General features: G+C 72.4%; 14 protein-coding genes and 1 pseudogene. 9 read left to right on the forward strand and 6 right to left on the reverse strand.

Translation table 11 applies throughout. The features are described from left to right. Positions 1 to 37: 37 nt before the first annotated feature. The 4 genes from AB0M56_RS34230 (at position 38) to AB0M56_RS34245 (ending at position 5,116) form a co-directional block, all read left to right on the forward strand. Positions 38 to 817, forward strand: coding sequence for an IclR family transcriptional regulator (locus AB0M56_RS34230; RefSeq protein ID WP_364183896.1), 780 nt, complete (start codon positions 38 to 40; stop codon positions 815 to 817). A 92-nt stretch (positions 818 to 909) separates the two neighbouring features. After that, a complete protein-coding gene (locus AB0M56_RS34235) occupies positions 910 to 2,247 on the forward strand; it encodes an MFS transporter (protein ID WP_364183899.1) in 1,338 nt (445 codons plus the stop codon). Then, complete coding sequence (locus AB0M56_RS34240; protein ID WP_364183902.1) at positions 2,244 to 3,368, forward strand: thiolase family protein; 1,125 nt, start codon at positions 2,244 to 2,246, stop codon at positions 3,366 to 3,368. The genes AB0M56_RS34235 and AB0M56_RS34240 overlap by 4 nt, the downstream gene beginning before the upstream one ends. Further along, positions 3,365 to 5,116, forward strand: a complete 1,752-nt coding sequence (locus AB0M56_RS34245; RefSeq protein WP_364183905.1) for an ATP-dependent acyl-CoA ligase — start codon at positions 3,365 to 3,367, stop codon at positions 5,114 to 5,116. The genes AB0M56_RS34240 and AB0M56_RS34245 overlap by 4 nt, the downstream gene beginning before the upstream one ends. A 21-nt stretch (positions 5,117 to 5,137) precedes the next feature. Here the strand turns inward: AB0M56_RS34245 and AB0M56_RS34250 are convergent, their stop codons facing one another. Beyond that, a complete protein-coding gene (locus tag AB0M56_RS34250) occupies positions 5,138 to 5,335 on the reverse strand; it encodes a hypothetical protein (protein WP_364183908.1) in 198 nt (65 codons plus the stop codon). On the opposite strand from AB0M56_RS34250, the gene AB0M56_RS34255 reads away from it, so the two are divergent. Together AB0M56_RS34255 and AB0M56_RS34260 are read left to right on the forward strand one after the other, a co-directional pair. Next, positions 5,327 to 5,593 (forward strand): hypothetical protein, encoded by a 267-nt coding sequence (locus AB0M56_RS34255; RefSeq protein ID WP_364183911.1) that lies wholly within the window; start codon positions 5,327 to 5,329, stop codon positions 5,591 to 5,593. The two genes, AB0M56_RS34250 and AB0M56_RS34255, sit on opposite strands and share 9 nt — an antisense overlap. 88 nt (positions 5,594 to 5,681) lie before the next feature. Then, positions 5,682 to 6,128 carry a hypothetical protein gene (locus AB0M56_RS34260; RefSeq protein ID WP_364183912.1) on the forward strand — a complete coding sequence of 149 codons (447 nt, stop codon included), beginning with the start codon at positions 5,682 to 5,684 and terminating at the stop codon, positions 6,126 to 6,128. 4 nt (positions 6,129 to 6,132) lie between these two features. Here the strand turns inward: AB0M56_RS34260 and AB0M56_RS34265 are convergent, their stop codons facing one another. The 5 genes from AB0M56_RS34265 to AB0M56_RS34285 all read right to left on the reverse strand — a co-directional run bounded on the left by AB0M56_RS34265 (position 6,133) and on the right by AB0M56_RS34285 (position 9,402). After that, positions 6,133 to 6,381, reverse strand: coding sequence for a hypothetical protein (locus AB0M56_RS34265; protein ID WP_364183915.1), 249 nt, complete (start codon positions 6,379 to 6,381; stop codon positions 6,133 to 6,135). Between the two features lie 73 nt (positions 6,382 to 6,454). Further along, a complete protein-coding gene (locus tag AB0M56_RS34270; RefSeq protein WP_364183918.1) occupies positions 6,455 to 6,586 on the reverse strand; it encodes a hypothetical protein in 132 nt (43 codons plus the stop codon). 255 nt (positions 6,587 to 6,841) lie between these two features. After that, positions 6,842 to 7,981, reverse strand: a complete 1,140-nt coding sequence (locus AB0M56_RS34275; protein ID WP_364183919.1) for a CoA transferase — start codon at positions 7,979 to 7,981, stop codon at positions 6,842 to 6,844. Beyond that, on the reverse strand, positions 7,974 to 8,792 hold the full coding sequence (locus tag AB0M56_RS34280; protein WP_364183922.1) for an enoyl-CoA hydratase/isomerase family protein: 819 nt from the start codon (positions 8,790 to 8,792) through the stop codon (positions 7,974 to 7,976). The genes AB0M56_RS34275 and AB0M56_RS34280 overlap by 8 nt, the downstream gene beginning before the upstream one ends. Before the next feature lie 31 nt (positions 8,793 to 8,823). Next, the gene (locus tag AB0M56_RS34285) at positions 8,824 to 9,402 is read right to left on the reverse strand and encodes a TetR family transcriptional regulator (protein WP_364183925.1); all 579 of its coding nucleotides are present in this window, start codon (positions 9,400 to 9,402) and stop codon (positions 8,824 to 8,826) included. Between the two features lie 128 nt (positions 9,403 to 9,530). Between AB0M56_RS34285 and AB0M56_RS34290 the strand changes: the two are divergent. From AB0M56_RS34290 to AB0M56_RS34300, 3 genes and pseudogenes are all read left to right on the forward strand, one after another. After that, positions 9,531 to 9,698 (forward strand): annotated as a pseudogene (locus AB0M56_RS34290) (SDR family NAD(P)-dependent oxidoreductase); the annotation flags it as partial. Next, positions 9,671 to 10,360 (forward strand): SDR family NAD(P)-dependent oxidoreductase, encoded by a 690-nt coding sequence (locus tag AB0M56_RS34295; protein WP_364183928.1) that lies wholly within the window; start codon positions 9,671 to 9,673, stop codon positions 10,358 to 10,360. The pseudogene AB0M56_RS34290 and the gene AB0M56_RS34295, both read left to right, overlap by 28 nt. 45 nt (positions 10,361 to 10,405) lie before the next feature. Further along, positions 10,406 to 11,323, forward strand: coding sequence for an SDR family NAD(P)-dependent oxidoreductase (locus AB0M56_RS34300; protein ID WP_364183931.1), 918 nt, complete (start codon positions 10,406 to 10,408; stop codon positions 11,321 to 11,323). The last annotated feature ends 125 nt before the right edge of the window (positions 11,324 to 11,448 follow it).

Below are 11,448 nucleotides of genomic sequence, written 5' to 3' on the forward strand. Positions count from 1 at the left end.
CTAGCATCAGCGGTCACGGCGGCAGGCGGGAGACGGCATGGCGGCCGGCAGCGAACCCCTCGGCACCCCGCCCGCGAAGGCGGTCCTGCGCCGCGCACGGGCGATCCTGCGGTCGTTCGACGCGAGCTCGTCCGTGCTCGGGATCAGCGAGCTCGCCCGCCGCAGCGGCCTGCCGAAGGCGACGGTCCACCGGCTCGTGCAGGAGCTCGTCGAATGCGAGCTGCTGGAGCGCGACGGGCACCGCTACCGTCTCGGCACCTGGCTCTACGAGCTCGGCCAGCGCGCGCCCGCACACCGCTCGCTGCGCGTGGTCGCCGCGCCGTTCCTCGACGATCTGGCGCACGTCACGCAGGAGACCGTGCTGCTGGTCGTGCCCGGTCAGGGCGGGATGCTGTTCACCGAGAAGTACGTCGGCAGCCGGGGCCGCGGCCGCGTCGTCACGCAGCTCGACGGCCGCGTCCCCCCGCATTCCGCGGCTTCCGGCAAGGCGATCCTCGCGTTCGGCCCGCCCGAGCGTGTCGACGAGCTGTGCGCCACGACCGGTCCCGAAACGCAGCCGCCGCTGGACGAGCGGCGGTTGCGCGCCGAGCTCGCCGAGATCCGCCGCCGCGGCTACGCCGTGTCGCACATCGAGCCGGCCCCGGGCTACGGCGCCATCGCGGCCCCGGTCTGGTCCGACGCGACCGTGGTCGCGGCCCTGAGCATCGTGGCGCCGGGTGACCGGCTCGACATCGGCCGGTTCTCGGCCGCGCTGCAGCTGGCCTGCACTGCGTTGACTCGCCGCCTCCGCGGCTCTCGCGCACAAGCGTTCCGCTGACTGGACCGTTGGCCTTCTGCGTGCCGCGGCGCCGTCGCACCATGGCCGCTCCCCATCGGGACGCGCGCCGTCCCGGCACCCGAGGAGGACCAATGGCGGACTCTCTTCACCCACCGCGGCAGTCGATGCGCCGCGTCGTGCTGGCGAGCCTTATCGGCAATGCCCTGGAGTGGTACGACTTCTTCCTCTACGGCACCGCCGCCGCGATCGTGTTCAACAAGCTGTTCTTCCCGGCGGTCGATCCGATCGCGGGCACCATCGCCGCGTTCGGCACCTACGCGCTCGGCTTCGCTGCTCGGCCCATCGGCGGCATCATCTTCGGCCACTTCGGTGACCGCATCGGCCGGCGCGCGATGCTCGTGACCACCCTGACGCTGATGGGGCTCACGACGGCGCTGGTCGGCGTGCTGCCGACGTACCAGCAGATCGGGCTGTGGGCACCGATTCTGCTGACCGTGCTGCGGATCGTGCAGGGCATCGCGGTCGGCGGCGAGTGGGGCGGCGGCGTGCTGCTGATCAGCGAGAACGCCGACCCTAAGCGGCGCGGCATGCAGACGGCGCTGGGCCAGAGCGGCGTCAGCATCGGGTTCGTGCTCAGTGCGGCGGTGTTCGCGCTGCTCAGCGGGACCACGAGCACGGAGGCGTTCCAGTCGTGGGGCTGGCGGATCCCGTTCCTCGTGGGGGTCGTGCTCATGGTCGTCGGGCTGGTGATCCGGATGAACGTGCTGGAGACGCGGTCGTTCGCCCAGGTGCAGCGGCGTCACGAGACCGAGCGGTTCCCCGTGCTCGCCGCGATCCGCAAGCACCCGCGTGCGGTGGTGGTGTCCTTCGGCGCCCGCCTCGCCGAGAACGGCGGCAGCTACATCTTCCTGGTCTTCGTGCTCACCTACGCGAGCCACATCGGCATCCCGCAGTGGGTGACGTTGGTCGGGGTGATCCTCGGCGAGCTCCTCGAAGCCTTCACGATGCCGTTGTGGGGCGCGCTGTCCGACCGCGTGGGCCGGCGCCCGGTGTACCTCGGCGGCGCGATCGCGATGATCGTGTGGGCGGTGCCGTTCTTCGCGCTGCTGCACACCCGCGAGACCTGGCTGGTGTGGCTGGCCGTCGTGGTCGCCAACGCCGCGTGCCACAGCGCGATGATCGGCGTGCAGGCGAGCTTCTTCAGTGAGCTGTTCGGCAGCGGCGTACGCTACAGCGGGGTCGCGCTCGGCCACGAGCTCGCGTCGGTCCTCGCCGGTGGGCTGTCCCCGCTCATCGCGACGGTGCTGCTGGCGTGGAGCGGATCGTGGTGGCCGGTCGCCGCCTACCTCGGATTGCTGGGTCTCCTCACGGTCGCCGCGCTCGCGTGGGCACCGGAAACGCGGGTCCGCGACCTCGACGCCGTCGGGCAACCCGAGCCCGCGCAGCCGGCGAGCGAGCTCGCCCGATGACCGCGGCTCTCGTCGCCGCGTACGAGCACCCCTACACCCGGCACGCGGGTCCCGGGACGACCACAGAGCACGTGCTCACCGCCGCGTTCCACGGGGTCCTGCGCGAATCCGGCCTGCAGCCGGACGACGTGGACGGGCTCGGCGTCGCCAGCTTCACCCTCGCGCCCGACCACGCGATCGACCTGGCCTGGCGGCTCGGGCTGCGGCTGCGCTGGCTCATGCAAGACCCGCACGGCGGCGCGAGCGGGCTCAACCTCCTGCAGCACGCGGTGCGCGCGGTCGAGGCCGGTGACGCCCGGACCGTGGTCCTACTCGCCGGAGACCACCTCGACCGCCCGGCGTTCTGCGAGCTCGTCGCGAACTACAACCGGGCGACGGCGGAAACCCTGACGCCACTGGGCATTTCCGGCCCGAACGCGCTGTTCGCCATGCTCACTCAGCGGCATATGCGGGCCACGGGGCTGACGGAAAAGGACTACGCGCAGGTACCGATCGCGCAGCGGTGGTGGGCCGGCCGCAATCCCGGCGCCGTGTATCGCGCGCCGCTGGGGCTCGACGAGTATCTGGCCGCTCCCGTCGTCGCGGTCCCGCTGCGCCGCTACGACTGCGTGCCGGTGGTGACCGGCGCGGACGCCGTGGTCGTCACCGCCGCCGCGCGGGGCGCCCGGGCCGAGGTTCGCGCGTTCGGGGCGAGCCACAACCACGACGGGCAGCAGGGCGACGGACTCCACACCGGGCACCACCTGATCGCCGACCGGCTGTGGGCGGACGCGGCGCTCGGGCCGGCCGACGTCGGTCTCGCCTGCGTCTACGACGACTACCCGGTGATGGCCCTGGCCCAGCTGCAGGACCTCGGCCTCGCGCCGGACCCCGGCCGGCTGCTGCACGAGCGGCTCGCCGTCGGCCACTGGCCGCTGAACCCGTCGGGCGGCCAGCTCTCCGCCGGCCAGGCGGGAGCCGCCGCCGGGCTGCACGGTCTCGTCGAGGCCGTGCGGCAGCTGCTGGGGCGCGCGGGCGAGCGGCAGGTGGCCGCCCGCCACGCGCTCGTGACCGGCTACGGGATGGTCCTGCACCGCTACGGCGCCTGCGCCAACGCCGCGATTCTGGAGGGAAAACGATGACGGACTCGCCGACCGCGCGCGTCGAGCAGGTGACCGAGGCGAAAGGCGTCCGCGTGGCGACGCTGCGCACCACGAGCGGGGCCGTGGTCGTCGGCCGGCTCGAGGGCGACGAGGAACCCGGGGCCGACGTCCGCGTGACCGCGGCACCGGAGGGCCCCGGCACGGCGTGGGTGCCGACGGCCCCTCGGCTGCCGGACCGGTCGGAGTCGCTGCGGGCGCTGTGGCCCGACGCGTGCACCGTGCCGAAGCTGCTGACCGGGCAGGCCGAGCGGCACGGGGACCGGCCGCTGGTCGTCTGCGGCGAGATGACGTGGACGTACCAGGACACCGCGGACCGCGCCGCGCGAGCGGCGGGGATGCTCCAACGGCGCGGGGTCGTGGCCGGGGACCGGGTCGCGCTGCTGTGCGGGAACCGGTTGGAACTGCTGGAAATCATGCTCGGCTGCGCGTGGCTCGGGGCGATCGCCGTGCCGCTGAACACCGCGTTGCGGGGCGCGGGACTGCGGCACACGCTGGCCGACTCCGGTGCGCGTGTGCTCGTCGCCGAGCCGCACCTGGTCACCGCGCTGGAGCACGTTGACGTCCCGGAGACGCTGGCGCAGGTCTGGGTGCTCGACGGCCCGGACCACCCCGTGCTCGCCGACGCCGTGCCACCGGTCGACGCCGCACCCGGTGACACGCTGGCCATCCTGTACACGTCGGGCACCACGGGGCTGCCAAAGGGCGTGTGCTGCCCGCACGCCCAGTTCTTCTGGTTCGGCGTCGGGGTCGGCGAATGCCTGGAGATCGGCGCGGACGACGTGCTCTACACCTGCCTGCCGCTGTTCCACATCAACGCGCTCACCGCGTTCTTCCAGGCTCTGCTGACCGGCGCCCGGATCGTGTTCGGCGCGAAGTTCTCCGTGTCACGCTATTGGGCCGAGGCGGCCGCGTGCGGGGCGACGGTGACCTACGTCCTCGGCGCCATGGTGCAGATGCTCCTGGCCGCGCCCGAGTCCGAAGTGGACAGCCGGCACCAGGTTCGGATCGCCCTGGCGCCGGCGACCCCGCCCATGTCCCACGAGCAGTTCCACGCGCGGTTCGGCGTGCGGCTGATCGAGGGGTACGCCTCGACCGAGACCAACATGATGGTCGGGGCTCACGCATCGACCCAACGGCCGGGCTTGATGGGCGTGGTGCTGCCCGACTACGAGGCACGCGTGGTCGACGCGGCCGGGCTCGACGTCCCGGACGGGGAATCGGGGGAGCTGCTGTGCCGCTCGCGCCTGCCGTACGCGTTCGCGACCGGCTACTTCGGCAACCCCGCCGCGACGGCCGCGTCCTGGCACGACCTGTGGTTCCACACCGGTGATCGCGTGGTGCGCGACGGGGCCGGGTGGCTGCGGTTCGTCGACCGCGTGAAGGACAGCATCCGCCGCCGGGGCGAGAACATTTCGTCGATGGAGGTGGAGCAGGTCCTGGGCGAGCACCCGGCCGTCGCGGCGGTCGCCGTGTTCGCCGTGCCGTCGGAGCTCGCCGAGGACGAGGTGATGGCCGCGGTCGTCACCCGGGCGGAGGTGACGCCGCTGGAGCTCGTCCGGTGGTGCGAGCCGCGGCTGTCGTACTTCGCGATCCCGCGGTACGTCGACCTCGTGGACTCGCTGCCGCTGACGGAGAACGGCAAGGTGCGCAAGGCCGTCCTGCGCGCCCGGGGGGTGAGCGACGGGACGTGGGACCGCGAGGCGGCGGGCTACCGGCTCCTGCGGTGAACCGGAGCCGGTAGCGCCGGCTCACCGCATGAGCCGGCGGGGGTGGTGGAGGAGTTCGCGGACGGTGGCCAGGAACTCGGCCCCGTCCGCGTTCTTCACCGCGCCCGCGCACGTCAGCGACAGCAGCGCCGGCAGTGCTCGTGCGCGGCAATCGGGCCAGTTGCTGGCGGACCGCGGCGGCGATGCTGCCCAGCGACCGGAGTCCGCGTCGTGCACCACGAGGAGAACGGCGCGCTGGCCGCTCCCCCCGTGCACTACAAACGAGCGGCCTTCCTCGACCCGGACGGGGAGCCGGTGGCGTTCCCGGCGGACCTGATGCGCAAGGACGTGGCGCCGGCCCTGTCCGTGGGCCGGGATCTCGGTGTGGCGCCGGAGCTGGGTGAGGTCGCGGCGAGGCGGCTCGACAGCGCGCGCGAGGCGGGTTTCGGCGCGCGGGACCTCGGGGAGGTGCTGCGCGCGTCTCGTCCGGAGGTATGAGACGGCGGCCGAGGTTCGTCCGCGCGGTCGATCTTCGCCGGCGCCGGTTCCGGGAGTCTCGACGCATCGGCACACGAAGGAGATCCCGATGCTGAAGACGGACTTCATCCCCGTGGCGCAGCTGCTTCCGGAGGGCAGGATCACCGGGCTGCCCGCGTGGTATTTCGTGCTCGTGGGGCTGCTCGCGGCGAGCGGGGACCTCACCGTGCAGTTCCAGGACCGGTACCCGTGGGTGGCGTTGCTCCCGCTCGTCGTGCTCGCGGTCCACCTGGTGTTGTGGTCCACGATGCTGGCGCGCCGACGCCGGCTGCTGCGCGCGGTGTGGCGCCGCAAGCAGGCGCTGGGCCTGGTGGCGACGCTGTTCGTGGCGCGGCTGCTCGTGCAGCTCGGCCTCACGCGGCTGACCGACAGCGTCGCGCCGCTGCACAGCTACACCCACCTGATCCTCGGCCTGGTGATGCTCGTGGTGACGACCGTGGGTGCGTGGTTCGACCAGTGGCTGGTGCTGCGCGTGGTGAACAAGGACCGCGCGTGAGCCGTCAGCGGCGGCGCTTCGCGTCCCGGAGCACGCGCTGGGCCGCGAGCCGGCCGGACGTCGCGTTGGTGCCGGCGCCCGGCCAGGTCGCCGCGCCCGTGAGGTAGAGCCCGTCGACCGCTGTGCGGTAGCCGTGGTGGCCCCAGCCGAGCGGGTGGAACACGAAGTTCTGCGGCAGGTGGTGGCTGCCGCCGACGCTGCCGCCGCCGACCAGGTTCGGGTTGGCGGCTTCGAGGTCCGGGGGTGTGTGCACCGCGTACTTCGCGATCCGGGCGGCCCGAAGCGGCCGAGCCGATGGCCGAACGCGTACTCGCGAAGCTCGAGCGCTACGCACCCGGCGCGTCGGCGTAGGTCTTGGCGAGGTCGTCGACGTAGGGCGCGGCGTGGACGTAACCGAACTCGGCGAGGTCCTCGCCGGCGGCCCAGGGGAGCGGGCCGTCGAGAGCGAGGTGGAGCATGAGCGTGGCGGGGCCGTAGCGGAAGTTCTTCGCCTTGCGCCGCGGGGGCGCCGCTGGACGGAGTACTTCGTGGCCAGCACAAACTCGTCACGCCGCCCGTCTGGCAGTTCGCCGAGGATCGTTTCCGACGAGCCGTTGGTGTAGTTGACCGCCGTGTTCAGGAAGGTGCCGCGTTCCCTGCCATCACGGTGGCAGGCACTGCGGACGGTGCGGCAGGGAGAGAACCTCCGTAGGACGGCGAGTACCACCCAGGGGCTACGGGCCGAAGACCTCCGCGTTGTGCTCTCCGACGGACGGCGCCGGGCTCGGGTCGAGGCGCGCGCCGTCGACCACGAGCGGCGACTTCGGCGCCAGGTGCGGGCCGACGCCGGGCTGGTCGAGGGAGGCGAAGAGGTCCTGGTCCGCCAGCTCGGGGTCGCGGCCGACCTCGGCGAAGGTGCGGTAGCGCTGCCACAGGATGCGGTGGGCGTCGAGGGCCTTGGCGGCGTCGGCGTACGGCGTGGTGGCGAACCAGCGGGCCAGCAGCGCCGAGATGAGGTCGCGGTGCTCGAAGCGGGCGGCTTCGCCGGAAAAGTCGATCGCGAGGGAGTCGGCGAGAGCGGCGAACGCGGCGGTGAGGCCCGTGGCGGCCAGCAGCTTCGTCCAGTGGCGTTCGGTCAGCACGACAAGCACGACGGGCACGCCGTCGGCCGTGGTGAAGTCGCGGCCGTAGGTGCCGTGGATGTCGTTGCCGGACTTGGCGCGTCCGTGGTCGGTGACCTGGGCCTCGGTGAGGTAACCGAGGTTGCCCGCGGTGGCGAGGGCGACGTCCTCCAGCGCGACGCGCAGCGACGCACCCCGGCCGGTCCGCAGACGGCGGCGCTCGGCGGCGAGCAGGCCCGTGGCAAGGTACAGACCGGCGGCGAGGTCCCACGCGGGCAGGACGTGATTGACCGGCCCGGGCACGTCGGCCGGGCCCGTGATGAGCGGGAACCCCGTGGCCGCCTGGATGGTGTAGTCCACCGCGGCGCCTCCGTCGGAGCGGCCTTCCAGCAGCACGTGGATCACGTCAGGACGCCGCGCGGACAGTGCGGAGTGCGTGAGCTCGGGATGCCGATCGGTGTTGGTGACGACGACACAAGGTCCACCGTGGACGATCAGGTCCGCCACCCGTTGCCGGTCCGCTTCGGACGCGAGGTCCACCGCGATCGCGCGTTTCCCTTTGTTGAGCCCGGTCCAGTACAGGCTCGTGCCCGATCCGGCCAATGGCCAGCGCGTGCGGTCGGGCGCGCCGCCCAGCGGCTCGACGCGCACGACGTCGGCGCCCAGCTGGGCCAGGGTCAAGCCGCACAGGGGAGTGGCGACGTAGCTGGAGATCTCGACCACCCGCAGCCCGTCGAGCAGCGCCTCAGGCATCGGCGCCGCCCCGGCCGGTGAAGTCGGGCTTGCGGCGTTCCCGGTGCGACGCCAGGCCTTCGCGCACTTCCGGCCCGGCGAACCCGTAGAACTCCAGCGCCAGCGAGGAGTCGAAGATCGCGCCGGCGATCTGCCGGTACCACGAGTTCAGGCTCTGCTTCGTCCACCGGATCGCGTTCGGCGCGCCGAGCGCCAGCTCCCGGGCGAGGCCGCGCGCGGTGGGCAGCAGCTGCGCTTCTTCGTCCACGCACAGCGAAACGAGGCCGATCCGCTCGGCCTCCTCGCCGGTCATCGGCCGGCAGGTCATCAGGTAGTACTTGGCTTTCGCCATCCCGCACAGCAGCGGCCAGCAGATCGCCGCGTGGTCCCCGGCCGCGACGCCGAGCCGCGTGTGGCCGTCGACGATCTTCGCGGTCTTCGCCACCACCGACACGTCCGCGAGCACCCCCGCCACCAGCCCCGCGCCGACAGCGGGGCCGTGAATCGCGGACACGATCGGCTTGGCGCAGTCGATGATGTTGTAAACGAGGTCCCGCGCCTCCCGCATGGTGCGCGAGCGGGCCTCGAAATCGGTGGTCAGCTTCTCGACCAGGTCGAACGACCCGCCTGCGGAGAACCCCTTGCCCTCGCCGCGCAGCAGCACCGCGTTCACCTCGGGGTCGCGGTCGAACTCGCGCCAGATCTCGGCCAGGTCGCCGTGCGCGGCCTCGCTCACGGCGTTGAGGTTCGGTCCGTCCAGCACCAGCTCGACCACGCCGTCCTCGTCCGGCCCGTCGACCCTCAAGTGCTCGAAACGCGCGTACCGGCTCATGCGGCTCCCTCCGCTCGTGGGTGATCAGAGCTCAGTCTGCACCGTCGGAGCCCAGGAGTTCGGCCACGACGGCCGTGGTCGCGCGCCGCACGGCCTCGCGGTGGCGCTTGAGGCGGGCGGCCGGGTCGTGGCCGGCGGGGGAGCGGATCCCGTGTGGAGTGAGGTTCCACGACTGCGCCAGCGCGAGGGTGAGCATGAGGACGTCGATGCCCTGCTCGTCGTCGACGTTGTGCCCGGTGGAGATCTCCGCGGCCTTGTCGAGGTGGGCGCGCACCTCCGCGGCCGACGCTTCTGGGCGCTCGAGCGCCTTCCACTGCATGAGGCGCATCACGGTCGGCTCGGCGACGAGGTAGTCGAACAGCGCGCCGATGTAGCCGGGCAGGTCGTCGGGCGTGAAGGGGACCAGGTCGGCGAGTACGCCGAGCCGCGCGTCGAGGACGGCGTCGAACAGGGCGTTCTTCGAGCCGTAGTACGCGTAGATGGCCTGCTTGTTCGCCGAGGCCGCGGCCGCGATGCGGTCGACCCGGGCACCGGCGAGGCCGCGCTCGACGAACTCGTCGTGGGCCGCCTCCAGCAGGCGGGCGCGGGTCGCGTCCGAGTCGTACGTCATGGCCCCAGACTAATAAACCAACTGGCTGGTTGACAATCCACGGGCGCCGTGGCTAGGTTTTAAACCATCCAGTTGGTTTCGTATCGGCAGATTAAACCAACTAGTTGGAACTATCGAGGGAGCGCGACATGGGTACCTGGTTCGTCACCGGTGCGTCGACCGGCATCGGCCGGGCGGTCACCGACCAGCTGCTGGCGCGGGGACACCGCGTGGCCGCCACGGCGCGCCGGCCGGAGACGCTGGCCGACCTGGGACACGCGGACCTGCTGTGGACCGCGCAGCTGGACGTGACCGACACGGCGCAGCTGCGGTCCGTGGTCGACAAGGCGTTCGCGGAGCTCGGCCGCATCGACGTGGGTTCTCCAACGCCGGCGCCGCGACGTTCGGGGCGGCCGAAGAGCTGTCGGACGAGGCGATCGAGGGGCAGATCGCGCTCAACACCACCGCGCCGATCCAGCTCTTCCGCGCCGTGCTCCCGCACATGCGCGCGCAGGGCGGCGGGCGGTTCGTGCAGACGTCCACGATGGGCGCCCACATCTCCAGCCCCGGCGGCAGCATGTACCACGCGTCGAAGTGGGGTGTGGAGGGCTTCCTCGAGTCGGTGATCGGCGAGGTCGCGCCGTTCGGCGTCGGCATCACGATGGTGGAGCCCGGCGCCGTCCGCACCGGCTTCGGCGCGGCGATGACCGTCGCCGAACCGCTCGACGTCTACGCGGACACGCCCGTCGGCCAGATGCGCCAGTACCTCGAAGGGGCCGGCAACCTCACCGGCGACGCCCCCGGCGACCCGGCCCGCGTCGCGAAGGCCGTGATCGACTCCGCCGGCGTCACCCCGGCCCCGCGCCGCCTCGCCCTCGGCAGTGATGCCTTCGAGGCAATCCGAGCCGCACTGACCGGGCGCCTCGCCGAGCTGGACGCGGGCGAGGACGTGGCCCGCAGCACCGATTTCCCCCGCTGAACCTTCGGTACCCGGGTGCCGAGAAGATCGAAGAGAGCTGGAAAAATGACTGACACCGCACTGCCGTTCACCGCGTCGTCCACTGCCGCCGAGGTGCTCGACGGCGTCGACCTCACCGGCCGCCGTGCCATCGTCACCGGAGGCGCGTCCGGCATCGGCCTCGTCACCGCCCGGACTCTGGCGGCGGCCGGCGCCGACGTGACCGTGGCCGTCCGCGACCCGAAGGCCGTCGAGGATCTGCCCGCCGTGCAGCTCGACCTGGCGGACCGCGCGAGCGTCGCGGCTTTCACCGCCGCGTGGGACGGGCCGTTGCACATCCTGGTCAACAACGCCGGGATCATGGCGCTGCCCGAGCTCACGCGCACCGCCGACGGGTGGGAGCGGCAGTTCGCCGTGAACCACCTCGGCCCGGCCGCGCTCACCCTCGGCCTGCGCGACGCCCTCGCTCGGGCCGGCGGCGCCCGCGTGGTCAACGTCGCGTCCTCGGCCCACCTCATGGCCGCCGTCGACTTCGACGACCCGCACTTCGAGCGCACGCCCTACGAAGCGTGGACCGCCTACGCCCGCTCGAAGACCGCGATGATCCTCTTCACCGTCGCCCTCGCCGAACGCTGGGCGCCCGACGGCATCACCGTCAACGCCCTGCACCCGGGCGGCATCATGACCAACCTGCAGCGCCACCTCGACAAAACGCAGCTCGGCTTCGTCGGCGCCGTCGACGACCACGGCAACGTCCTCGCCGTCCCGCCCGGCTGGAAGACTCCGGACCAGGGCGCGTCGACGTCGGTGCTGCTCGCGAGTTCGCCCCTGGTCGAGGGCATCACGGGCCGCTACTTCGAGGACACGGCCCTCGCGCCCGTCCAGCCGAAACCGACCCCGGACGGCAAGGGCGTCGCGCCGTACGCGATCGACCCCGCACTCGCGGCGCGGCTGTGGGACGAGACGCGGAAGCTGCTCGGCTGAGGCCGCTGACCACAGTGGACGGTCCGGGACCGGCTAGCTGTAGTGCCCTGTGAGGTTGTTGACCCGGGTGATGGGTGGGTGGCCGTTGAGGGCGGTGTGGGCTCGGTGGTGGTTGTAGTGGTGCA

The sequence above is a fragment of the Amycolatopsis sp. NPDC051372 genome (assembly GCF_040682095.1).
In the GTDB taxonomy this organism is placed as follows: Bacteria; Actinomycetota; Actinomycetes; order Mycobacteriales; family Pseudonocardiaceae; genus Amycolatopsis.